23 protein-coding genes are annotated in these 22,614 nt (G+C 64.1%); 16 read left to right on the plus strand and 7 right to left on the minus strand.

Annotated features, from left to right (window positions below; all coding sequences use genetic code 11):
* Window positions 1–8 precede the first annotated feature (8 nt).
* Together PCS43_RS22005 and PCS43_RS22010 are read right to left on the minus strand one after the other, a co-directional pair.
* Window positions 9–869 carry an EamA family transporter gene (locus tag PCS43_RS22005; protein WP_042453112.1) on the minus strand — a complete coding sequence of 287 codons (861 nt, stop codon included), beginning with the start codon at window positions 867–869 and terminating at the stop codon, window positions 9–11.
* Window positions 866–1,666, minus strand: coding sequence for a crotonase/enoyl-CoA hydratase family protein (locus PCS43_RS22010; RefSeq protein WP_003942035.1), 801 nt, complete (start codon window positions 1,664–1,666; stop codon window positions 866–868). Before PCS43_RS22010 ends, PCS43_RS22005 begins: the two co-directional genes overlap by 4 nt.
* Before the next feature lie 109 nt (window positions 1,667–1,775).
* On the opposite strand from PCS43_RS22010, the gene PCS43_RS22015 reads away from it, so the two are divergent.
* The 14 genes from PCS43_RS22015 (at window position 1,776) to tuf (ending at window position 17,727) form a co-directional block, all read left to right on the plus strand.
* Window positions 1,776–2,597 (plus strand): TIGR03084 family metal-binding protein, encoded by an 822-nt coding sequence (locus tag PCS43_RS22015; RefSeq protein ID WP_003941918.1) that lies wholly within the window; start codon window positions 1,776–1,778, stop codon window positions 2,595–2,597.
* Window positions 2,594–4,315 carry an acyclic terpene utilization AtuA family protein gene (locus PCS43_RS22020; RefSeq protein WP_209908026.1) on the plus strand — a complete coding sequence of 574 codons (1,722 nt, stop codon included), beginning with the start codon at window positions 2,594–2,596 and terminating at the stop codon, window positions 4,313–4,315. Before PCS43_RS22015 ends, PCS43_RS22020 begins: the two co-directional genes overlap by 4 nt.
* On the plus strand, window positions 4,312–5,460 hold the full coding sequence (locus PCS43_RS22025) for an acyl-CoA dehydrogenase family protein (RefSeq protein WP_007728404.1): 1,149 nt from the start codon (window positions 4,312–4,314) through the stop codon (window positions 5,458–5,460). Before PCS43_RS22020 ends, PCS43_RS22025 begins: the two co-directional genes overlap by 4 nt.
* Window positions 5,457–7,055 (plus strand): acyl-CoA carboxylase subunit beta, encoded by a 1,599-nt coding sequence (locus PCS43_RS22030; RefSeq protein WP_003941989.1) that lies wholly within the window; start codon window positions 5,457–5,459, stop codon window positions 7,053–7,055. Before PCS43_RS22025 ends, PCS43_RS22030 begins: the two co-directional genes overlap by 4 nt.
* Window positions 7,056–7,063: 8 nt before the next feature.
* Window positions 7,064–9,049, plus strand: coding sequence for an acetyl/propionyl/methylcrotonyl-CoA carboxylase subunit alpha (locus PCS43_RS22035; RefSeq protein ID WP_042453612.1), 1,986 nt, complete (start codon window positions 7,064–7,066; stop codon window positions 9,047–9,049).
* On the plus strand, window positions 9,049–10,209 hold the full coding sequence (locus tag PCS43_RS22040) for an acyl-CoA dehydrogenase family protein (protein WP_003942033.1): 1,161 nt from the start codon (window positions 9,049–9,051) through the stop codon (window positions 10,207–10,209). Before PCS43_RS22035 ends, PCS43_RS22040 begins: the two co-directional genes overlap by 1 nt.
* 13 nt (window positions 10,210–10,222) lie before the next feature.
* Window positions 10,223–11,008, plus strand: coding sequence for an enoyl-CoA hydratase family protein (locus PCS43_RS22045; RefSeq protein ID WP_042453118.1), 786 nt, complete (start codon window positions 10,223–10,225; stop codon window positions 11,006–11,008).
* A 60-nt stretch (window positions 11,009–11,068) separates the two neighbouring features.
* Window positions 11,069–11,680, plus strand: a complete 612-nt coding sequence (locus PCS43_RS22050) for a TetR/AcrR family transcriptional regulator (protein ID WP_003942008.1) — start codon at window positions 11,069–11,071, stop codon at window positions 11,678–11,680.
* Window positions 11,681–11,763: 83 nt separating this feature from the next.
* Entirely contained in the window at window positions 11,764–12,312 is a 549-nt protein-coding gene (locus PCS43_RS22055) for a DUF3558 domain-containing protein (RefSeq protein WP_003941874.1), read from the plus strand.
* The gene (locus PCS43_RS22060; RefSeq protein WP_042453122.1) at window positions 12,309–12,854 is read left to right on the plus strand and encodes a DUF3558 domain-containing protein; all 546 of its coding nucleotides are present in this window, start codon (window positions 12,309–12,311) and stop codon (window positions 12,852–12,854) included. Before PCS43_RS22055 ends, PCS43_RS22060 begins: the two co-directional genes overlap by 4 nt.
* 409 nt (window positions 12,855–13,263) lie before the next feature.
* The gene (rpsL, locus tag PCS43_RS22065) at window positions 13,264–13,638 is read left to right on the plus strand and encodes a 30S ribosomal protein S12 (protein WP_003941908.1); all 375 of its coding nucleotides are present in this window, start codon (window positions 13,264–13,266) and stop codon (window positions 13,636–13,638) included.
* A complete protein-coding gene (rpsG, locus tag PCS43_RS22070; RefSeq protein WP_003941856.1) occupies window positions 13,638–14,108 on the plus strand; it encodes a 30S ribosomal protein S7 in 471 nt (156 codons plus the stop codon). Before rpsL ends, rpsG begins: the two co-directional genes overlap by 1 nt.
* A 200-nt stretch (window positions 14,109–14,308) precedes the next feature.
* Window positions 14,309–16,411 (plus strand): elongation factor G, encoded by a 2,103-nt coding sequence (fusA, locus tag PCS43_RS22075; RefSeq protein WP_007728394.1) that lies wholly within the window; start codon window positions 14,309–14,311, stop codon window positions 16,409–16,411.
* Window positions 16,412–16,536: 125 nt separating this feature from the next.
* Entirely contained in the window at window positions 16,537–17,727 is a 1,191-nt protein-coding gene (gene tuf, locus PCS43_RS22080; protein ID WP_003941926.1) for an elongation factor Tu, read from the plus strand.
* A gap of 136 nt (window positions 17,728–17,863) precedes the next feature.
* Here tuf and PCS43_RS22085 read toward each other — a convergent pair whose 3' ends face one another.
* The 5 genes from PCS43_RS22085 to PCS43_RS22105 are packed head-to-tail and all read right to left on the minus strand — an operon-like array spanning window position 17,864 to window position 20,407.
* Complete coding sequence (locus PCS43_RS22085) at window positions 17,864–18,427, minus strand: hypothetical protein (protein WP_042453127.1); 564 nt, start codon at window positions 18,425–18,427, stop codon at window positions 17,864–17,866.
* Complete coding sequence (locus PCS43_RS22090) at window positions 18,424–19,398, minus strand: Asp23/Gls24 family envelope stress response protein (protein ID WP_007728390.1); 975 nt, start codon at window positions 19,396–19,398, stop codon at window positions 18,424–18,426. Before PCS43_RS22090 ends, PCS43_RS22085 begins: the two co-directional genes overlap by 4 nt.
* On the minus strand, window positions 19,385–19,564 hold the full coding sequence (locus tag PCS43_RS22095; protein ID WP_003942043.1) for a hypothetical protein: 180 nt from the start codon (window positions 19,562–19,564) through the stop codon (window positions 19,385–19,387). The genes PCS43_RS22090 and PCS43_RS22095 overlap by 14 nt, the downstream gene beginning before the upstream one ends.
* A gap of 1 nt (window position 19,565) precedes the next feature.
* Window positions 19,566–19,943: a hypothetical protein gene (locus PCS43_RS22100; RefSeq protein WP_042453130.1), complete on the minus strand. Its 378-nt coding sequence runs from the start codon at window positions 19,941–19,943 to the stop codon at window positions 19,566–19,568.
* The gene (locus PCS43_RS22105; RefSeq protein ID WP_003941912.1) at window positions 19,940–20,407 is read right to left on the minus strand and encodes an Asp23/Gls24 family envelope stress response protein; all 468 of its coding nucleotides are present in this window, start codon (window positions 20,405–20,407) and stop codon (window positions 19,940–19,942) included. The genes PCS43_RS22100 and PCS43_RS22105 overlap by 4 nt, the downstream gene beginning before the upstream one ends.
* 184 nt (window positions 20,408–20,591) lie before the next feature.
* Between PCS43_RS22105 and PCS43_RS22110 the strand changes: the two genes are divergently transcribed.
* Both PCS43_RS22110 and PCS43_RS22115 read left to right on the plus strand, forming a co-directional pair.
* Window positions 20,592–21,770 carry an NAD(P)/FAD-dependent oxidoreductase gene (locus PCS43_RS22110; protein ID WP_238592553.1) on the plus strand — a complete coding sequence of 393 codons (1,179 nt, stop codon included), beginning with the start codon at window positions 20,592–20,594 and terminating at the stop codon, window positions 21,768–21,770.
* Window positions 21,771–21,812: 42 nt separating this feature from the next.
* Entirely contained in the window at window positions 21,813–22,577 is a 765-nt protein-coding gene (locus PCS43_RS22115) for a glutamate racemase (RefSeq protein ID WP_003941981.1), read from the plus strand.
* Window positions 22,578–22,614: the final 37 nt, after the last annotated feature.

Consider the following 22,614-nt stretch of genomic DNA (forward strand, 5'->3'; position numbering starts at 1 on the left):
TACCTGGACTACTTCGCTGTGGGTTTTCGATTCATGACGACTGTGCCGACGCCCGCGGTCACCACCAGTGCGATGGCCACGAGTGTGAACGCGTCGAGCGTTTGCCCGATCACGAGGACTCCGGCCAGTGCGGCCGCTGCGGGTTCGAGGGCGATGAGGACGGCAAAGACTTTCTTGGCTAGAGAGCGCAGCGCCCACATTTCCAAGCTGTACGGGATGACGGACGAGAGGACGGCGACGGCTGCGCCTGCGGCGAGCATCGTCGGATCCAGCAGTTCACTTCCTCCCGAGACGACGCCGAAGGGCAGCGTCAATACGGCCGCGACGATGCTTGCGCCTGCCAACCCGTCGGCGCTCGGGAGCGTCGCGGCCAGGTGGGAACCGGCCACGATGTATCCGGCCCACGCAGTAGCGGCGATCAACGCGAACATCACCCCGATCGGGTCCAAACCGGATTCGCCGTGATCGCCCAACCCGAGCAGCAACACTCCGCCGAAGGCGAGCAGCACCCATGCTCCGTCGGCCCACCGACGAGACAGAACTGCGGCCAGGGTGAGCGGTCCGAGGAACTCGATGGTGACGGCCGTTCCGATGGGCACCGTGTCGAGGGCGAGGTAGAAGGCGCCGTTCATCACGGCGAGGGCGATGCCCAGCGCGAAGATGCCTTTGCGCTGCCGGTTCGACCATCTGCTCCATCGCGGGCGGACGATGACGCCGAGGATGATCGCGGCGATCGTCAGTCGCAGGGTCGTGGCGCCGGCCGGTCCGATCTGCGAGAACAGTGTCGTCGCGAATGCCGCTCCGAACTGGAGCGACAGTATCGAGGTGAGGACTGCTCCGACCGGCAGTAGCTGACTGCCCGCCTTCATTCTCCGGTGAACTCGGGACTTCGACGCTCGAGCATCGCGGCGACGGCTTCGTGGTGATCTCGGGTGTGGTGGGCGATCGACTGCATGGCGGCGGAGAGTTCGAGCAAGCTCTCGAGGCTCTGGTGCTGGCCCTCGCGGAGGAGCTTTTTGGTCATGCGGAGTACCTGCGGGGGATTGGCGGCTACTCGAGCCGCCAAAGCGTGCGCAGCGGAAAGCAATTCCTCGGGCTCGGTCACCTGCGAGACCAGACCCCAGTCGAGTGCTCTCGCAGCATCGATCGGTTCACCGGTGAACGCCATCTCGGCCGCGCGGGCGTTGCCGATCGCGCGCGGGAGCAGCCACGCTCCGCCGTCGCCGGGGATGAGTCCTACCTTGACGAAACTCTCGGCGAAGACTGCGGCGGTCGAGGCGATGCGGAGGTCGCACATGAGTGAGAGGTCGCAGCCCGCTCCGATGGCCGGGCCGTTGACCGCCGCGATGGTCGGCACCTCACACGTGTACAGCGCGAGCGGGATGCGTTGGATGCCGTGCCGGTAGCCCTGGCGGATCTCGCCGGGTGCGCCACCGAACATGCCCTCCTTGTCTCGCATGTGCTTGACGTTGCCGCCGGAGGAGAAGGCCGATCCGGCCCCCGTCAGAATGACCGTGCGCACACTCTGATCTCGGTTGACCGCGGTGACTGCGTCTTCGAGGGCCTCGATCATGTCGATCTCGGAGATCGCATTGCGGGTGTCCGGGCGATTGAGGGTCCACGTGACCACATCGCCGGTTCGCGAGATCAGTACGGCGTCGCTCATGGGTGCTCCTGGTTGTCGATGGCAGTTGAACTCAGTCTCTCACCACAGGATTTCGCAATAACAATCATTCGTGCTTGATTTTTATGGATGTGGGTGTGATGCTGGTCGCATGGCCGAACTTCAGACGTTCATCGATGACTTGCGGGCCGAAGGCGAGAGCCTAGACGCCCTGGTTGCGGATCTGCCCGAGGAGAAGTGGGCGACAATGACGCCTGCGGAAGGGTGGACCATCGCACATCAGATCGGGCACCTGCACTGGACGGACAGTGCAGCGATCCTGGCGATCACCGACCCGGACGGTTTCGCGGAGCAGTTGAAGGCGGCGTTCGTGAACCCGGCAGGGTTTGTCGACGACGGTGCTGCCGAACAGGCGGCCCGCCAGCCGGCGGAGTTGCTCGCCGATTGGCGAGCGGGGCGCACCGCTCTCGTCGAGGCGCTCACCGCCGCCCCGGCCGGAACCAAGTTCCCCTGGTACGGCCCGCCCATGGGCGGTGTCTCCATGGCTACCGCGCGACTGATGGAGACGTGGGCGCACGGGCAGGACGTTGCCGACGCACTCGGCGTCGAACGCGCTCCGACGGCGCGCATCAAGAACATCGCTCACCTGGGTGTGCGGACGCGAAACTTCGCGTACTCGGTCAACGAGAAGACGCCGCCCGCCGACGATTTCCGGGTTGAGTTGACCGCGCCGGACGGGTCGCTCTGGACCTGGGGGCCGGAAGATGCGCCGCAGAAGGTCACCGGGCCGGCGTTGGACTTCTGCTTGCTGGTCACCCAGCGTGCCAATCGCGCCGATCTCGATCTGGTCGCCGTGGGTGCCGATGCGGACGAGTGGCTCGGGTTCGCGCAGGCCTTTGCCGGACCCAGCGGTGAGGGACGAGCCGCCGTCGGATCCAGCGGTGAGGGACGAGCATCGAAGGTGGGCAAATGAGTTCGGTACGGATCGGTAACTGCTCCGGGTTCTACGGCGACCGCGTCTCGGCGATGCGCGAGATGCTCGAGGGCGGCGAACTCGACTACCTGACCGGCGACTACCTGGCCGAACTGACGATGTTGATCCTCGGGCGGGATCGGATGAAGGACCCGTCGCTCGGCTACGCGAAGACGTTCCTGCGGCAGGTGGAGGACACGCTCGGCCTTGCGCTCGACAAGGGGGTGAAGATCGTCGCGAATGCAGGCGGTCTCAATCCCGCCGGACTGGCCGACGCGTTGCGCGAGGTCAACACCAAGCTGGGGTTGAACGCGAAGATCGCCCACGTCGAGGGCGACGATTTGATCTCTCGGGCAGACGAACTCGGACTCGGCTCCCCACTGACGGCCAATGCGTACCTCGGCGCCTGGGGCATCGTCGAAGCATTGTCGGCCGACGCCGATGTCGTGGTCACCGGACGGGTCACCGATGCGTCGGTGATCGTCGGTCCGGCCGCTCACCATTTCGGTTGGAAGCGAGATGATTTCGATCAGCTTGCCGGTGCTGTCGCGGCGGGCCACGTCATCGAGTGCGGAACCCAGGCCACCGGCGGCAACTACGCGTTCTTCACAGAGATTCCCAATCTGGGCCGGCCTGGCTTCCCGATCGCCGAGATCAACGCGGACGGAACCTCGGTCATCACCAAGCACGCCGGAACGGACGGCGAGGTGAGCGTCGGCACGGTGACGGCGCAGCTGCTGTACGAGATCACCGGTGGACGCTATGCAGGCCCGGACGTGACGACCCGCATCGACAACGCAGTGCTCACCCAGGAAGGCCCGGACCGGGTGTTGATCAGCGGCGTCACGGGCGAGGCTCCGCCGCCGCAGTACAAGGTCTCGCTGAACACGCTGGCCGGGTTCCGCAACGAGGCCACTTTCATTCTCACCGGTCTCGACATCGAGGCCAAGGCCGATCTGGCGAAGACTCAGCTCGAATCCTGGCTGACGAAGAAGCCCGCCGAACTGGTCTGGACTCTCGCTCGCACGGATCATCCGGATTCCGACACCGAGGAAACCGCGAGTGCGTTGCTGCGCTGCGTGGTTCGCGATTCCGACCCCAAGGTGATCGGTCGTCCTTTCTCCGCGGTTGCGGTGGAAATGGCACTTGCCAGCTACCCCGGCTTCTCGCTGACGGCTCCGCCGAGCAACGGCCAACCGTACGGAGTGTTCACCCCCGGCTACGTCGACGCGGGATCGGTGCCGCACGTGGCCGTACTGCCGGACGGCACGCGCGTGGACATCGCTCCATCCACGTTGACGCAGGACCTCGAACCCGTCGACGAACCGGAGCGTCCGGAGCCGTTGCCGCCACAGACGTCGCTGTCGGTACCACTCGGCACGATCGCCGGTGCCCGTAGTGGCGACAAGGGTGGAAATGCCAACGTCGGCGTCTGGGTTCGCACGGACGACCAGTGGAAGTGGTTGGCGCACACACTGACCGTCGAGATGCTCAAGGAACTGCTACCGGAAGCAGCAGACCTGAACGTCACTCGCTACCAGCTTCCGCACCTTCGTGCCGTCAACTTCGTGATCGAGGGAATCCTCGGTCAGGGTGTCGCCTCGCAGGCGCGGTTCGATCCGCAGGCCAAGGGAATTGGTGAATGGCTGCGTTCGCGCCACATCGACATCCCGATTTCGCTACTCCCCGTAACTGACGAGAAAGAGGATTCACGGTGACCGTGTGGACCACACCGGAAAGGCTTGCGCTTCGCGAGACCGTACGCGGATTCGTGAACCAGGAGATTCTGCCGCATCTGACGCAGTGGGAGCGAGACGGCGAGATTCCGCGCGAATTGCACCGCAAGGCAGGCGCTCTCGGACTCCTCGGGGCCAGCGCACCCGAATCGGCCGGTGGTGAGGGCGGCGACGCCGTCGACTCCATCGTGATCTGTGAGGAGATGCATCAGGCAGGTGCGTCGGGCGGGCTGTTCGCATCGCTCTTCACCTGCGGCATCGCGGTGCCGCACCTGATCGCGGCCGGCGACGAGGCGCAGATCGAGAAGTGGGTCAAGCCGACCCTGCGCGGCGACAAGATCGGCTCGCTCGCCATCACCGAGCCCGGCGGAGGCAGCGACGTCGGGCACCTGACAACTACAGCCAAGCGCGACGGCGATCATTACGTCGTGAACGGCGCCAAGACGTTCATCACCTCCGGCGTTCGAGCGGACTTCGTCGTTACAGCGGTGCGCACCGGTGGTCCCGGCGCGGGTGGTGTCTCACTGCTCGTGATCGAGAAGGGCACACCGGGATTCACCGTCTCGCGCAAACTCGAGAAGATGGGCTGGCGCGCATCCGATACCGCGGAACTCTCCTTTGTCGACGCCCGGGTTCCGGTGGAGAATCTGGTCGGTGCAGAGAACAGCGGCTTCGCGCAGATCGCCCAGGCATTTGTCTCCGAGCGGGTAGCGCTCGCCGCGCAGGCGTATGCCAGTGCAGAACGTTGCCTGGAGCTGACGCTCGAATGGTGCCGCGCCCGTGAGACTTTCGGTCGCCCCCTGATCAGTCGGCAGGCCGTCCAGAACACCGTCACCGAGATGGCCCGCAAGATCGACGTCGCCAAGGTGTACACGCACTCGGTGATCGAGCGGTACATGGCCGGTGACGGCGATCTGATCGCCGAGGTTTGCTTTGCGAAGAACACGGCAGTCGAGACGGGCGAATGGGTTGCGAACCAAGCTGTTCAGCTGTTCGGCGGCCTCGGATACATGCAGGAAAGCGAAGTGGAGAGGCAGTACCGGGACATGCGAATTCTGGGAATCGGTGGCGGAACCACCGAAATCCTCACCGGCCTCGCGGCCAAGCGATTGGGGTATCAGTCATGAGTGTCATCCGGTCAACACTGGACACCAATTCCGAGGTGTACAAGACCGCAACTTCGACCATGAACACCAAGCTCGCCGAGATCGAGGTCGAGCACGCCAAGGCGTTGGCGGGTGGCGGCGAGAAGTACACCGAGCGGCATCACAAGCGGGGAAAGCTCCTGGCACGCGAGCGGATCGAACTCCTGCTCGATCAGGATTCACCGTTCCTCGAACTGTGTCCCCTCGCTGCGTGGGGGAGTGACTTCCCGGTCGGCGCCAGCACTGTGGTCGGTATCGGCGTCGTCGAAGGTGTCGAATGCCTGATCGTCGCCAACGATCCCACCGTGCGCGGCGGCACCAGCAACCCGTGGACGCTGCGTAAGGGTTTCCGCGCCAACGACATCGCCATGCAGAACCGACTCCCGGTGATCTCCCTCGTAGAGTCCGGCGGCGCAGACTTGCCGACGCAGAAAGAGGTGTTCATCCCGGGCGGGCGTATGTTCCGTGACCTCACTCAGCTGTCCGCAGCCGGAATCCCCACCATTGCACTGGTCTTCGGTAACTCGACGGCCGGCGGTGCGTACATCCCGGGCATGTCCGACCACGTCGTGATGATCAAGGAACGCTCCAAGGTGTTCCTCGCAGGCCCGCCGCTGGTCAAGATGGCCACCGGTGAGGAATCCGACGACGAGGCACTCGGCGGCGCCGAAATGCACGCTCGCAAGTCCGGGTTGGCCGACTACTTCGCCGCCGACGAGCAGGACGCGATCCGCATCGGGCGCTCGATCGTCAAGCGGCTCAACTGGACCAAGAAGGGGCCGGCGCCGCGCGCGGAGATCATCGAACCGCTCGAGGATCCGGAAGAGTTGCTCGGCATCGTTCCGGCCGACCTGAAGATCCCGTTCGATCCGCGTGAGGTCATCGCCCGTATCGTCGACGGTTCCGACTTCGACGAGTTCAAGCCGCTCTACGGTTCCTCCCTCGTGACCGGGTGGGCAGAGCTCAACGGCTACCCGATCGGCATCCTGGCGAACGCACGTGGAGTGCTCTTCAGTGAGGAATCACAGAAGGCCACGCAGTTCATCCAGCTCGCCAATCGTTCCAACACGCCGTTGCTGTTCCTGCACAACACCACCGGCTACATGGTGGGTAAGGAATACGAGGAGGGCGGCATGATCAAGCACGGATCGATGATGATCAATGCGGTTGCCAACTCCAAGGTTCCGCACATCTCGATCCTGCTCGGAGCGTCGTACGGCGCCGGTCACTACGGCATGTGCGGACGCGCGTTCGATCCGCGGTTCCTCTTTGCCTGGCCCAGTTCCAAGTCCGCCGTCATGGGCGGTGCGCAGCTCGCCGGCGTCATCTCCATCGTGGGACGCGCTGCTGCCGAGGCCCGCGGCCAGGTATTCGACGAGCAGGCCGACGCCGGCATGCGCGCGATGATCGAGAACCAGATCGAGGCCGAGTCACTTCCGATGTTCCTGTCGGGTCGTCTGTACGACGACGGCGTCATCGATCCCCGAGACACCCGCACCGTGGTGGGAATGTGCCTGTCGGCCATCGCCACCGCCCCGATCGAAGGCACCGAGAACTTCGGCGTCTTCCGTATGTGAGGCACGCCGTGACAATCACTTCAGTACTGGTCGCCAATCGTGGCGAAATCGCCCGCCGTGTCTTTGCAACCTGCCGCAAGAACGGAATCGGCACGGTCGCGGTATTTTCCGACGCAGATGCCGACAGCCCGCACGTCGCCGAAGCCGATGCTTCGGTTCGCCTGCCGGGTAACACGCCTGCCGAGACCTACTTGCGGGGTGAGCTCGTCATCGCCGCCGCCAAGGCTTCGGGCGCCGACGCGATTCACCCCGGATACGGATTCCTCTCCGAGAACGCGGAGTTCGCGCGCAGCGTCATCGACGCGGGACTGACGTGGATCGGCCCGCCCGTCGAATCCATCGAGCTCATGGGGTCGAAGGTCGAGTCCAAGAAGATCATGGACGCCGCCGGAGTGCCGGTGCTCTCCGAACTCGATCCCGCCGCGGTGACCGAGGCTCATCTGCCGGTGCTGATCAAGGCGTCGGCGGGCGGCGGCGGACGCGGAATGCGTGTCGTTCGTGAATTGTCGGCGCTGGACGGCGAACTGGAAGCGGCGCGGCGTGAGGCGCAGTCCGCTTTCGGCGACCCGACAGTCTTCTGTGAGCGTTACCTCGAGACCGGTCGGCACATCGAGGTCCAGGTCATGGCCGACCGCCACGGTGCGGTGTGGGCGGTGGGGGAGCGCGAGTGCTCGATCCAGCGTCGGCATCAGAAGGTGGTCGAAGAGGCCCCGTCGCCGCTCGTGCAACGCATCCCCGCCATGCGCGACAGGCTGTTCGACGCCTCGCGGCTCGCAGCCAACGCCATCGGTTACGAGGGCGCAGGAACCGTCGAGTTCCTCGCCGACGAGAAGGGCGACTTCTTCTTCCTCGAAATGAACACGCGTTTGCAGGTGGAGCATCCGGTCACCGAGTGCACCACTGGACTCGATCTGGTGGAACTGCAATTGCAGGTCGCTTCAGGTGAAGCACTTCCGGACGATCAGCCGGAGATCCGTGGGCATTCGATCGAAGTGCGCCTGTACGCCGAGGACCCCGCCAAGAACTGGCAGCCGCAGAGCGGAACCGTCCACCACATCGAGTTGCCCGGTGACCCGCAAGAATTCAGTGTTCTGCGTGAGCAGGGCGTTCGCCTCGACTCCGGCGTCGTCGACGGCAGTGTTGTCGGCGTCCACTACGACCCGATGTTGGCCAAGGTCATCTCGTACGCGCCGACGCGGACCGCAGCTGCCCGGCTGCTCGCATCGACGCTGGCGCGCACCAGGATTCACGGGCTGCGCACCAACCGCGACCTGCTCGTCAACGTCCTGGCCCACCCCGCCTTCATTGCCGGAGACACCGACACTGCCTTCTTCGAGACTCACGACCTCGAGAAGCTGTCTACGCCCTTGGTCGATACCGCCGCCGAAAGACTCTCGGCGCTGGCGGCGGCACTTGCCGATGCCGCGCACAACCGGGCGTCGGCCCGCGTCATCGGCCGCTTGCCCAGCGGGTGGCGCAACCTCCCGTCGCAGCCGCAGAGCAAGAGCTACTCCACTGCGTCGGGCGAGTACGACGTCCGCTACTCCCTGAGCCGAAGCGGCGTGCTGAGTGCAGAAGGCTTCGACGACGTGCGCCTGGTATCGGCAACTGCGACCCGGGTAGTGCTCGAGCAGAGCGGAGTACAGCGCTCGTTCGACGTTGCGGCCTACGGGAGTGAGATTTTTGTCGACTCCTCGCTCGGACCCGTCGCGTTGACGGCAGCACCGCGCTTCGTGGATCCGTCGGCAGAAGTCGCCGCCGGTTCGTTGCTCGCTCCGATGCCGGGATCGGTCATCCGCCTCGGTGCCGCACTCGGTGACACCGTCACCGCCGGCCAGCCGATTCTGTGGCTGGAGGCCATGAAGATGGAACACACCGTCACCGCGCCGACTGCCGGTGTCCTGGTGGAACTTCCGGTTGCCGTCGGCCAGCAGGTCGAGGTCGGATCGGTACTCGCACGTGTGGAAGAACCCGCTACAGAAGAGGAAGCATGATGAGTTTCATCGAAACCGAAGAGCAGAAGGAACTGCGGGCATCCGTTTCCAAACTGGGTGAGCGCTTCAACTACGTCGACTACGTGCTGCCCAAGGCGCGAAAGGGGGAGCCGCTCACCGAATTGTGGAACGAGGCGGGCAAACTCGGATTCCTGGGCGTCAACCTGCCTGAGGAATACGGCGGCGGCGGTGCAGGCATCTACGAACTCGCGCTGGTGCAGGAGGAATTGGCGGCGCAGGGTGCCGGTCTGCTCCTGGTTGTCGTATCCCCGGCCATCTGCGGCACCATCATCGGCAAGTACGGCACGGCGGAGCAGAAGCAGCAGTGGCTACCCAGCCTCGCCGACGGCTCCAAGATCATGGCGTTCGGAATCACCGAGGCCGACGCTGGTTCCAACTCTCATCAGATCACCACGACGGCACGCAGGGATGGCGACGACTGGATCCTGAGCGGCAACAAGATCTACATCTCGGGTGTCGATCAGGCTGACGCGGTCCTCGTCGTTGCGCGGACCGAGGACTCCAAGACGGGCAAGCTCAAGCCTGCTCTGTTCATCGTCCCCACGGATTCTCCCGGATTCGTGAAGACGCAGATGGAGATGGACATCATCGAGCCGGACCACCAGTTCATCCTCTTCCTCGACGACGTCCGTCTGCCGGCCGACGCTCTGGTCGGCGAAGCCGATGCCGCCTTGATGCAGTTGTTCGCCGGCCTCAACCCCGAGCGCATCCTGGGTGCGTCGATGGCCATCGGCATGGGCCGTTACGCCCTGAACGCCGCAGTGAAGTTCGCCAACGAGCGCACGGTGTGGAAGACGCCGATCGGTGCGCACCAAGGTATTTCGCATCCACTCGCGCAGGTGAAGATCGAACTCGAGCTCGCCAAGCTGATGATGCAGAAGGCCGCGGTGCTCTACGACAGCGGTGACGATTTCGGTGCTGCCGAAGCCGCGAACATGGCAAAGTACGCCGCCGCCGAAGCCAGCATCAAGGCGCTCGATCAGGCGATCCAGACGCATGGCGGCGCAGGACTGACGAAGGAATACGGACTGGCCGCCATGCTCGGTGCGGCTCGTATCGCCCGCGTCGCGCCGGTGAGCCGCGAGATGATCCTCAACTTCGTCTCACAGCATTCCCTCGGTCTGCCACGGTCCTACTAGGAAGAGGCGACTCATGACGGATCAGGACAAGCCATACGTACGGTACGAAGTATCGGGCGGTGCTGCCACGATCACTCTCGACTCACCCCACAACCGCAACGCGATTTCGGCGCGGTTGGTCACGGAGTTGCAGGCTGGGTTGACGGCGGCTGCCGCCGATCCGGCAGTTCGAGCGGTGGTACTCACCCACACCGGTGGAACATTCTGTGCGGGAGCCGATCTGAGTGAGGCCTCCGGTTCGTCCGCATCACCGGAGGACGCCGTCAAGGAGCGAGGACGGGGGATGCTGACACTCTTGCGCAGCATTCTCGAGCTTCCCAAGCCGGTGATCGGGCGGATCGACGGTCACGTCCGGGCCGGAGGCATGGGTCTTGTCGGGGCGTGCGACATCGTCGTCGCCGGACCGGCGAGCACCTTCGCGGTGACGGAATCACGGTTGGGTTTGGCGGCGTCCATCATCTCGCTCACGGTCCTGCCGAGGCTCGACCAGCGATCTGCGAGCCGCTATCTGCTCACCGGCGAGAAGTTCGGCCAGCACGAGGCCGAATCCATCGGACTCGTCACCTCCGCGTCGCAGGACACGGAGGAGTCGATCACCGAACTGCTCGGCACCTTGCGCCAATGTTCACCGCAGGGACTTGCCGAATCGAAGTGGATCACGACGCGTTCGGTCCTGGCTGGATTCGACCGGGACGGCGAGGAGATGATCGCGCAGTCGGCTCGGCTGTTTTCCTCTGACGAGGCTCGTGAGGGCATGATGTCTTTCTTGCAGAAGCGTCCAGCGGCCTGGGCGCAGTAGAAACTGCGCAGCTGGGACACAGAAGCGCTGGAACACAGAAGTAGAAGGGATGGCGGCGCGATGACTCGAGAGCCCAAGCAGGACCGAAGTCGAGTCACGCGCTCCCACCTGCTCGAAGTGACTGTGGAGTGTCTCGCCGAACTCGGGTGGAGCGCAACGACGATGAGCGTCGTCGCGCAGCGTGCCGGGGTGTCCAGAGGCGCGATGCAGCATCACTTCCCGACCCGCGAGGACCTCATCACCGCGGCGCTCGAGGTGATGTTCGACGCCCGGATGGATCAGGCACGAAAGGAATCGACCGACCTTCCGGTGGGTGCCGGACGAACCGAGGCGATCATTTCGCGGTTGGTGGAGTACTACACCGGGACTCTGTTCAAAGCAGCACTGCAGGTGTGGACGGCCGCTGCCTCCGACCCCGACCTGCGTGCCCGCGTACTGCCCCTCGAGGAACGATTCGGGCGCATCGCGCACCGCATGGCCGTCGAGAGTCTGGGTGTCGACGACTCCGACCCGGTGACGCACCGCTTGGTACAGGCGACCCTGGACCTGGCCCGCGGGCTGGGGCTGGCTGATGTCTTGACAGACGACTCGCGCCGACGCACCGAGGTGGTCAAACAGTGGGCGGCGCAATTGGATTCCACGCTTGTTCGGGTACCGGTGGCAACTCCCTGAATCGGTAGCGGCGGGGCCGGCGCCGGTGCTCTCGACGCGCACGTGGCGTGTGTCGGGGGCCACCGAGAAGTACAGTCGGCTCCATGGCCGCACGCACTCTCACTTCGATCGGGACTTCGGTATTGGTCTCGGCTGCCGTGCTCTCGGCCGTGGTCGGCTGCAGCTCCGGCGACGGGTCCGTCGATCAGCCGGGCGACGGTGCGGGTTCGCAGGCACTCGCACCTACGGATCCGGGCCCGATGTTCGCCGAATGCGGCTCGGTGACCGACGAGGAAGTTGTCAACGCCTTCAATCTCGGCGCTTTTGCGACGACGACGCGCAACGGCGTCGGTTGCCAGTGGGAAGTCGCCGGTTCGAACGGCCCGAGCGTCAGTTTCTCCTGGTACCGCGGTAGCCCGATCGGCCGCGAACGGGCCGGGTCCGACCTGCTCGGACGTCCTGCCGACGACATCACGATCGGTGGACACCAGGGCTTCATCGCGTCCACGGCAGGTTCGTTGTGCGAGTTGGGTATCGCGTTCGGCGGAGACTTCGTGCACTGGTCGATCACCTACGGTTTGCTGCCACCGACCGCGGATCCATGCACGGTGGCGCGGGATCTGATGGAAAAAACAGTTTCGAGGGCACAGTGAAGTTCGAGGGCGCCGTGAAGCGCGTAAGGATCGGGCTCGCCTTGGCGGGGTCGCTGGTTCTACTCACGGGGTGCGGCTCCGTGGTCACCGGGACTCCTCGTGCGGAGGGCAGCTACGGCGGTAGTGACAGCCAGGAATTCGCGAACGTCCTCCAAGAATGCGAAGCCGTCACCGACGAGCAGATCGCCGGCGCAGTGGGTGCCGACGCCGTCGGGCGTGGGTTCTTCGGCGCTATCTGCCGTTGGGACGGCATCGGAGCCGCGGGTCCGATCAAGATCACCTTCAACTGGTTCGAGACGGGCACCCTCGATCACGAGCGCGCTGCATTCGAGCACCTGGGATACGTGGTGGCGAAAATCGACATCAACGGCAGTGGCGGGTACCAGGTTCGCCAGCCGGCCGATCCGCAGAGCTGCGGGGTGAGCGCGAGCGCACCGGCCGGGGGAGTGTTCGGTTGGTGGGTCACCGAGCCGCAAGGCGGCGCGGATCCGTGCGAGGCTGCGGCAAAGCTCGGCGCGTTGACGTTGAACCGCAGCATCTGATCGCGACCGGTCCGGCTGCGTGGTCTGAGTGTGCAGCCAGAGTCTCTGGTCAGAGCGTGAGGTCACTATCACCGTGGCCTCGCTTTGACCTCGTGGCGCGCCGACAGGTATCGTTATGGGTCGTGTCCGGCATGCCCGGGCCGATCTGTGTGCCTAGCTAGGTATTGCCGTGCGCGCGTTCGAGCAGAAACTGCTGATGAACGAGCATCCGGCTGCCTGTGTGGGGGTATGCGACACGCCCGACCTCGGGGGCAGTGCGCGGCATGAAAGTGCTGAGTACAGACTCTGAGGTGGGTGAGGAGCAGCAGCTCTCTTGCTCCAACTGCTAGATCCCTAATTTCAGAACAGCCACGTTTTCGAACGGCCCGAGTTCGCTCGAGCAGTCTGTTCGTCACAAGAAAGCCGGTAAATGCCAACCATCAACCAGCTGGTCCGCAAGGGTCGCCGCGACAAGACCGCCAAGGTCAAGACGGCAGCCCTCAAGGGCAGCCCGCAGCGTCGTGGCGTGTGCACTCGCGTATACACCACCACCCCCAAGAAGCCGAACTCCGCGCTCCGTAAGGTCGCACGTGTTCGCCTCACGACTTCGGTCGAGGTCACCGCGTACATCCCCGGTGAAGGTCACAACCTTCAGGAGCACTCCATGGTGCTCGTCCGTGGCGGTCGTGTGAAGGACCTCCCGGGTGTCCGTTACAAGATCATCCGCGGCTCCCTCGACACCCAGGGTGTCAAGGGTCGCAAGCAGGCACGCAGCCGCTACGGCGCCAAGAAGGAGAAGAGCTAATGCCACGTAAGGGCCCCGCTCCGAAGCGCCCGCTCATCAACGACCCGGTTTACGGTTCCCCGTTGGTGACGCAGCTCGTCAACAAGATCCTGCTGGACGGCAAGAAGTCCACCGCAGAGCGAATCGTGTACCAGGCTCTCGAGCAGGCACGCGAGAAGACCGGCACCGATCCGGTCGTCACCCTCAAGCGCGCCCTGGACAACGTCAAGCCTGCACTCGAGGTTCGTAGCCGCCGCGTCGGTGGCGCTACCTACCAGGTGCCGGTCGAGGTTCGCCCCGGTCGTTCCACCACGCTGGCACTGCGCTGGCTGGTCACCTTCTCGCGTGCACGTCGTGAGAAGACCATGGTCGAGCGTCTCGCCAACGAGCTCCTCGATGCCAGCAATGGCCTCGGTGCAGCTGTGAAGCGTCGCGAAGACACTCACAAGATGGCCGAAGCCAACAAGGCATTCGCCCACTACCGCTGGTGATGTAAAGCGTCGGAGCAACTGCCATCGGGTGGGGCTCCGACGCTTGTCGCCGTTGGCGGCCTGATCATCGCGACGGATTCCGGACGCAGGTGGCCAGGTTCGCCTCGGCAGAGACATAATTGAAAGACCATGGCCCTGACGGTGGAACACACCGATAAGGCCGACACCCGAAAACCAAGCAACGAGCGGGGAAGAAACCTGTGGCACAGGAAGTGCTGACTGACCTGAACAAGGTCCGCAACATCGGCATCATGGCGCACATCGATGCCGGCAAGACCACCACCACCGAGCGCATCCTGTTCTACACCGGTGTCAATTACAAGATCGGTGAGACGCACGACGGTGCGTCGACGACGGACTGGATGGAGCAGGAGAAGGAACGCGGCATCACGATCACGTCTGCCGCCGTGACTTGCTTCTGGAACAACAACCAGATCAACATCATCGACACCCCCGGCCACGTCGACTTCACGGTCGAGGTGGAGCGGTCGCTGCGCGTGCTCGACGGCGCAGTTGCTGTCTTCGACGGTAAAGAGGGTGTCGAGCCGCAGTCCGAGCAGGTTTGGCGTCAGGCTGCCAAGTACGACGTTCCGCGCATCTGCTTCGTCAACAAGATGGACAAGATGGGCGCGGACTTCTACTTCACAGTCCAGACCATAATCGACCGCTTGGGCGCGAAGCCGCTCGTTCTCCAGCTGCCCATCGGCGCTGAGGACGACTTCGACGGCGTCGTCGACCTGGTCGAGATGAAGGCCATCACCTGGCGCGGCGTGGTCCCGACGGGAACCGCTCCGACCATCGAGGAGATCCCCGCGGATCTCGTCGAGAAGGCTGCCGAGTACCGCGAGAAGCTGCTCGAGACGGTTGCAGAGTCCGACGAAGCTCTCATGGAGAAGTACTTCGGCGGCGAAGAGCTCACCATCGAGGAGATCAAGGGCGCCATCCGCAAGATGACGGTCGCCTCCGAGCTGTACCCGGTTCTCTGTGGCTCCGCGTTCAAGAACAAGGGCGTTCAGCCCATGCTCGACGCTGTCATCGACTACCTTCCGAACCCGCTGGACATCGGCGAGGTCATCGGCCACAAGCTCGGTGACGAAGAAGTAGAGATCACTCGCAAGCCGAGCAAGGACGAGCCGTTCTCGGCTCTCGCCTTCAAGATCGCTGCTCACCCGTTCTTCGGCAAGCTGACCTTCGTCCGCGTGTACTCGGGTCGTATCGATCCGGGTGCTCAGGTGCTCAACGCAACCAAGGGCAAGAAGGAGCGCATCGGAAAGCTCTTCCAGATGCACGCCAACAAGGAGAACCCGGTAGACGAGGCCGTAGCCGGCCACATCTACGCAATGATCGGCCTCAAGGACACCACCACCGGTGACACCTTGTGCGATCAGGCGAGCCCCATCGTCCTCGAGTCGATGTCGTTCCCCGCGCCGGTCATCCAGGTCTCCATCGAGCCCAAGACCAAGTCCGACCAGGAAAAGCTGGGCGTCGCGATCCAGAAGCTCGCCGAAGAGGACCCGACCTTCTCGGTCGAACTCGACGAAGAGACCGGTCAGACCGTCATCGGCGGTATGGGCGAGCTCCACCTCGACATCCTCGTCGACCGCATGCGTCGCGAGTTCAAGGTCGAGGCGAACGTCGGTAAGCCGCAGGTTGCGTACCGCGAGACCATCACCAAGAAGGTCGAGAAGCACGACTACACCCACAAGAAGCAGACGGGTGGCTCGGGCCAGTTCGCAAAGGTCATCATCGCTCTGGAGCCTTTCGTGGGCGAAGACGGTGCTACCTACGAGTTCGAGAACAAGGTCTCCGGCGGACGTATCCCGCGCGAGTACATCCCCTCCGTGGATGCCGGTGCGCAGGACGCGATGCAGTACGGTGTTCTCGCCGGCTACCCGCTCGTGAACCTGAAGCTGTCGCTGCTCGATGGTGCTTACCACGACGTCGACTCCTCGGAAATGGCGTTCAAGGTTGCCGGTTCGCAGGCACTGAAGGAAGCCGCCCGCAAGGCCGGCCCCGTCATTCTCGAGCCGCTCATGGCTGTCGAGGTCACAACGCCCGAGGAGTACATGGGCGACGTGATCGGCGACCTCAACTCCCGCCGTGGCCAGATCCAGGCCATGGAGGAACGCAGTGGTGCCCGTGTCGTGAAGGCGCTGGTTCCGCTCTCGGAGATGTTCGGTTACATCGGTGACCTGCGGTCGAAGACCCAGGGCCGAGCGAACTTCTCCATGGTGTTCGATTCCTACGCAGAGGTTCCCGCGAACGTCTCGAAGGAAATCATCGCCAAGGCGACGGGCGAGTAAGCACAGCGAGCTCCCCAGCCCGCGCCGGCAAGTAACCTCGGTTTCTTCCGGCACGAAGCACGACCTAGTAACAACCAACCGCACTGCTGCATACGGCAAGCAACAACAGTCCAGGAGGACACAAAGTGGCGAAGGCGAAGTTCGAGCGGACGAAGCCGCACGTGAACATCGGCACCATTGGTCACGTCGACCACGGCAAGACCACGACGACGGCGGCCATCACCAAGGTTCTCGCGGATGCATTCCCCGACCTGAACGAGGCTTCGGCCTTCGATCAGATCGACAAGGCTCCCGAGGAAAAGGCTCGTGGCATCACGATCAACATCTCGCATGTTGAGTACCAGACGGAAAAGCGCCACTACGCGCACGTCGATGCACCGGGTCACGCCGACTACATCAAGAACATGATCACCGGCGCAGCTCAGATGGACGGCGCTATTCTCGTCGTCGCAGCTACCGACGGCCCGATGCCCCAGACGCGCGAGCATGTCCTGCTCGCTCGCCAGGTTGGCGTTCCTTACATCCTCGTCGCCCTGAACAAGGCCGACATGGTTGACGACGACGAGATCCTCGAGCTCGTCGAGATGGAGGTCCGCGAACTGCTGGCCGCTCAGGAATTCGACGAGGAAGCCCCCGTCATTCCGATCTCGGCACTCAAGGCACTCGAGGGTGACCCGAAGTGGACGCAGTCCATTCTCGACCTGATGGCTGCTGTCGACGAGTCCATCCCGGACCCGATTCGTGAGACCGAGAAGCCCTTCCTCATGCCCGTCGAGGACGTCTTCACGATCACCGGCCGTGGCACCGTTGTCACCGGTCGTATCGAGCGTGGCGTTGTCAACGTCAACGAAGAGGTCGAGATCGTCGGCATCAAGGAAACCTCGACCAAGACCACGGTCACGGGTATCGAGATGTTCCGCAAGCTGCTCGACTCGGGCCAGGCCGGCGACAACGTCGGACTGCTCGTTCGTGGCATCAAGCGCGAAGATGTCGAGCGTGGACAGGTTGTCGTCAAGCCGGGCACCACGACTCCCCACACGGAGTTCGAGGGCCAGGCATACATCCTGTCGAAGGACGAGGGCGGCCGCCACACCCCGTTCTTCAACAACTACCGCCCGCAGTTCTACTTCCGTACCACGGACGTTACGGGCGTCGTGACGCTGCCTGAGGGCACCGAGATGGTCATGCCCGGTGACAACACCGAGATGTCCGTCAAGCTGATCCAGCCTGTCGCCATGGACGAGGGCCTGCGCTTCGCAATTCGCGAAGGCGGCCGTACGGTCGGCGCCGGCAAGGTTGCCAAGATCATCAAGTGAGACTCTTGTCTCGCTAGCTGATTCACAGCACTGAAAAGGCGCTCATTCCCTTCGGGGAGTGAGCGCCTTTTCTGTGTCTGTGATCGAGTGGCCTGTGATCGAGTGTTCGGTGATCGGGTGCCTGCGTGCTTCTTACTTACTTGTTGGCTTCCACCCTGTCGAGGTGCAGCAGAACCTGTACTGCGACGGTTGAGCCGTCGAGGCTGCGCCTGGTTGCGCCGGCGATGCGTTCGGCCGAAGCGGTGAATCCGGCGACGTCGATCGACGGATCTGCAGTGACGACAATCGACAGCGTCGGCAGTCCGCGATCGACCGTCGCTTTGCTCTTGGTGCTCCGCACGCCGGTCAGCTGAGCGAGTTCGGCCGCTACGCCGTCTGCGACGGGTCCGAGATCCACGCTGACGTCGGTACCGGATTCGTTGTGCCGCAATGTGACTGCGCTTGTGCGGCGCCGGCGAAGGTTCAGGTACAACAGCCCGAAACCGGCGAAGACACAGAGGGCGAAGGTGCCCGACAGTACCCAGTGCCACCACGGCTCCTCCGGAAGGCCGAAGAGGACCTCCCGATCGAGGCGTGACACCCAGGTTCGAATCAGCGACGCGCCCGCGTCCCACGCGATGGCGTATGCGCCCGCTGCAAGCAACGCGATTCCGACGATGAGGACGATGATCCGATCGACCACGGAGATCCAACGGTTCACGAGGCGTCCTTTCGTCGTACTACAGTTTCTCGCACGACAACCGAAAGTTGCAGTGGCCGCTGCAGTATCGCGAGATGAGGCCGAACCGCCGCGTCGACGGCTGCGGCAAGTTCAGCTCGATCGCCACCGGTCGATTCGATGTGGACCTTGACGTGTTTACGGTCGACGCTGGTGTGAGCCGAGCCGACGCCGGGAACGACCGCTGCGTGGCTACTGCACAGACGTGCAATGTCAGTCGGCCGCATCCACACCGTCGATGCGCTCGGGTTCCCGAGTGGGACATGGGTTTTCGCACGGCGTTTGATCGCCGACATTATCAGGACAACACCCGCGACAACGGCAGCGATTGCCACCGGAAGTAGCCACGGTTGCCAGTGCAGACGAGACGTCCACTCCACGGAGTTTCGGATCCAGGGTGCCGATTCGAAAGTTCCACGGTTGATGAACCATTCGCGCGAGACGACGAAGGCGAGTGCGAGTAGACCACACGCGATGACGACGGCCGAAACTGCGGCCGCCGGGTTCGCAGAGGGGACACGCGGCGGAATCGGATCCGAGAGTGCCTGCTGTGCCGGGCCCTCCGCGATCTCGACGCCGGAAACACAGGAGTCGTCAGAACCCTCGGTTGCCGCGATCATCACGTTCATGTCGTGGAGTGGAAGCCCGGTCAGCGATTCGACGCTGCGTCCGACTTCCGTTCGCACCCGGCCGGTCAACTCGGTGACCGAACACGGCCAGGACACGGCGAGGAAGAGATTGATGGCGACGGCGTCGCTACCCATCGAGATGTCGGCTCGCGGAAGGTCGCGTCCTGTCAGGCGAGTCAAGCCACCGGACTGGCGGACCACCCCCGGGACGTTCACCGCTGCGGCCGTGGCGATCTTGGCCATCGCACGGTCCTTGATGACCAAGGAGCCGCGTAGACCAGGATCGTCCGCTGCGCTGGGATCGGACGGCTCAGCCACGGCCACGGCTTCGGAGGATCGCGCCGAGGTCGAGATGTCCGTCGCGGTGTGCTCCGATCGCCATACCGGCGGCGCCGAGCAGGACTGCGAAGACGAAACCGCTGAACCCACCCATGATTCCGGCGAGTGCGAGGAGCAGACCGACCAGCAGTCCGACGGTGGTGCTGTTCATGTCAGTTCCCTTCTCGAATGTTCGGTGCAATGTCTGTGACGGTGGCAGGCTCGGTGACTGCATTTTCGGCATCAACGGGTAGATATCCCGCTGTCGACAGGTCGCCGACGGTCACGTTCACCGGTACGTCGACCAATCTCGCCACCACCGCTCGTACGCGTTCGGCGACGCTGCGAACGTCTGCCGGATAGTGAACGGAAATGTGTACAGCACAGGAGTTTTCGTCGACGACGACGCCGGTGATGCGGCGTCCGGGGAGGTAGGTTCCCACTTCGCCGAACTGTCCTCCGTGCAGATCTGCCACTTCCGGGATGGCAAGAACCGCGTCGGCGACTACCTCGGCCGCGTCGATCTCGCGGCCGGCGTCGGCGGTACTCACTGAACCCTCGGCTTGGCTTCCGGATCGGTACTGCCGCCGCTCTCTGCATCCTCGAAGAGCATGACGTCGAAGACGGTGATGTTGACCTCGGTGACCTCGAGACCCGTCATGCTTTCCACTGCGGCAATGACGTTGCGGCGGATACCTACCGCCAGTTCGTGGAGTGCGACGCCGTACTCGGCGACAATGCCGATGTCGATGGCGGCTTGTTTCTCGCCTACCTCCACCGCCACGCCCTGGGCATGGTTGACGCGGGCGCCCGGTATGCGGTCGCGAAGTGCCCCCACCGCACGCGCTGTGCCCCCGCCGACGTCGTACACGCCGTTGATCTCGCGGGTCGCGATACCGGCGATCTTGGCGACCACGGCGTCGGCGATGATCGTCTTACCCTGGGTGCTGACTAGTTCCGCGCCACCGTCGGCGCCGAATCGGACGCTGTTCTTTTCACTGGAATCGCTGGTCATGGGGGCTCCCTGCTCATGTGTCAGTGCGTGCGTCTGAAGTACCTCCAACTGTAGTGACTGGTAGGTGACCATGCGGGATGCACCACACCTACTCCGGCATTTGGTATGGCAGAGTCGGAGGCAAATAGTGACGGCGTTCATAGTGAGCGCTGCAAGTGACGTGGGTCGGACAGGGTGGTACGTGGTGGCACGGATAGTGATCGTGGGTGCGGGTTTGTCGGGACTGCGGACCGTCGAGGAACTGCGACGAGCGGGTTTCGAAGGTGAATTGACGCTCGCGGGTGGGGAAACGCATCTGCCCTACGACAGGCCTCCGTTGTCGAAGGAAGTGATCCGCGGCGACAAGGACGAGACGACCTTGCGTCCGGCCGAGTTCTACGTCGAGAACAAGGTCGATCTCAAGCTCGGTTCGCCGGCAACCTCGGTGGACACGGTCGCCAAGTCGGTGGCGTTCGCCGACGGATCCACCCTGGACTACGACGAGTTGGTCATCGCGACCGGACTGACTCCGCGTCGCATCGCCGGCCTTCCGGAGTTGTCCGGAGTGCACGTTCTGCGCTCCATCGAGGAAGCGTTGGCCCTCCGCGCCGACCTTGCTCCCGGTAAGCGTGCGCTGATCGTCGGGGCCGGCTTCATCGGCTGCGAACTGGCCGCGAGCATGAAGTCTCACGGCGTCGACGTCGTGTTGCTCGAACCCCAGCCGACGCCGCTGGCGTCGGTGCTCGGCCCCACCGTCGGCGCCCTCGTCGAACGTCTGCATCGGAACGAGGGCATCGACGTCCGAGTCGGTACGGGCTTGACCTCGTTGTCCGGCGACGGAGCGGTTGCCGCTGCGACCTTGAGTGACGGTTCGGAAATCCCGGTCGACGTGGTCGCGATCGGAGTCGGTTCGGTGCCGGTCACGGGATGGCTCGACGGTTCGGGGATCGAACTCGACAACGGAGTGCTCTGCGACGGCGTCGGCCGCACCAGCACCGAACACGTCTGGGCGGTCGGCGACGTCGCGTCCTGGCAGATCGGAGATCGACGCAAGCGTGTCGAACACTGGACCAATGCTGGGGACCAGGCCAAGATCCTGGCGGGAGCGATCACCGGAACGGGTGATCCGGACGCGCCGGCGCAGGTTCCGTACTTCTGGAGCGATCAGTACGACGTCAAGATCCAGGCATTGGGGACCGTCGCACCCACGGACACCGTTCACATCGTGAAGGACGACGGCCGAAAGTTCGTCGCATACTACGAGCGCGACGGTGTGCTGGCAGCTGTCGTCGGCGGCGGTAGCGCGGGAGCTGTGATGAAGATGCGCGCGAAGATCGCAGCCGGCACGCCCATCTCGGACGTGTTGGAGTCCACACCGGCCTGAACGGATGAGGCAGGACCGGTTCCGAGGCGATAGATTTGTGCGGTGATCGTTGCACTCATCGACTCGGGACTGGGCCTGCTCCCTACCTCTGCGTGGCTCAGACGCCTGCGCCCGGATCTCGATCTTGTGCTGTCCCTCGATCCGGACGGCGCCCCCTGGGGGCCCAAGCCCGAGCCGTGGGTCGTCGACCGGGTACTCGGTGCGGTGCGGCGGAGCCTCGATCGTGGGGCTCAGGTCATCGTTCTTCCATGCAATACCGCGAGCGTCACCGCTCTCCCACACGTCCGCGAACTGGTCGGACCGGGTGTGCCGGTCATCGGAACGGTGCCCGCGATCAAGCCCGCGGCCGCCGCGTGCGATTCAGTGGCGATCTGGGCTACCGCCGCGACGACTGCCAGCCGGTACCAAGCCGATCTGATCGAACAGTTCGGCAACGGCGCCAAAGTCGTCGGGGTGCCGTGCCACGGCTTGGCCGATTCGATAGACCTCGGTGATCGTGCAGCCGCACTTGCAGCCATCGAATCCGCAGTGGCCCGGACGCCGGACGACGTCAACGGCGTTGTCCTCGGCTGCACGCACTACCCACTGCTCGCGGACGAAATCGCAGCGCGGCTACCCGCCGGTGTCACACTCTTCGACAGTGCCGAAGCCGTTGCACGACAGACCCTGCGGCGGATCGACGGGCTCGGTGACGCGGGTGAAGGATCGGGAACCGTCGAGGTTTTCGTGAGCGGACGTCCGGGCGCGCTACCGCCCAGCGCCGAAGCCTTCGACGCCGGGCGGTTGTTGGGCGCGATCAAAGCCTGATCCAGCCTGCAGCCAGCCATTCATCAATGGGCAGCTA

The sequence above is a fragment of the Rhodococcus sp. C-2 genome, assembly GCF_027854095.1.
GTDB classification, from domain to species: Bacteria; Actinomycetota; Actinomycetes; order Mycobacteriales; family Mycobacteriaceae; genus Rhodococcus_F; species Rhodococcus_F qingshengii.

Excerpts from the sequence above, each read along its gene's own strand:
- rpsG (WP_003941856.1), top strand. The coding sequence starts at position 13,638 with ATGCCACGTAAGGGCCCCGCTCCGAAGCGCCCGCTCATCAACGACCCG.
- PCS43_RS22020 (WP_209908026.1), top strand. The coding sequence starts at position 2,594 with ATGAGTTCGGTACGGATCGGTAACTGCTCCGGGTTCTACGGCGACCGC.
- PCS43_RS22015 (WP_003941918.1), top strand. The coding sequence starts at position 1,776 with ATGGCCGAACTTCAGACGTTCATCGATGACTTGCGGGCCGAAGGCGAG.
- rpsL (WP_003941908.1), top strand. The coding sequence starts at position 13,264 with ATGCCAACCATCAACCAGCTGGTCCGCAAGGGTCGCCGCGACAAGACC.
- PCS43_RS22045 (WP_042453118.1), top strand. The coding sequence starts at position 10,223 with ATGACGGATCAGGACAAGCCATACGTACGGTACGAAGTATCGGGCGGT.
- PCS43_RS22010 (WP_003942035.1), bottom strand. The coding sequence starts at position 1,666 with ATGAGCGACGCCGTACTGATCTCGCGAACCGGCGATGTGGTCACGTGG.
- PCS43_RS22095 (WP_003942043.1), bottom strand. The coding sequence starts at position 19,564 with ATGAACAGCACCACCGTCGGACTGCTGGTCGGTCTGCTCCTCGCACTC.
- PCS43_RS22040 (WP_003942033.1), top strand. The coding sequence starts at position 9,049 with ATGAGTTTCATCGAAACCGAAGAGCAGAAGGAACTGCGGGCATCCGTT.
- PCS43_RS22105 (WP_003941912.1), bottom strand. The coding sequence starts at position 20,407 with ATGACCAGCGATTCCAGTGAAAAGAACAGCGTCCGATTCGGCGCCGAC.
- PCS43_RS22030 (WP_003941989.1), top strand. The coding sequence starts at position 5,457 with ATGAGTGTCATCCGGTCAACACTGGACACCAATTCCGAGGTGTACAAG.
- PCS43_RS22005 (WP_042453112.1), bottom strand. The coding sequence starts at position 869 with ATGAAGGCGGGCAGTCAGCTACTGCCGGTCGGAGCAGTCCTCACCTCG.
- PCS43_RS22050 (WP_003942008.1), top strand. The coding sequence starts at position 11,069 with ATGACTCGAGAGCCCAAGCAGGACCGAAGTCGAGTCACGCGCTCCCAC.
- PCS43_RS22055 (WP_003941874.1), top strand. The coding sequence starts at position 11,764 with ATGGCCGCACGCACTCTCACTTCGATCGGGACTTCGGTATTGGTCTCG.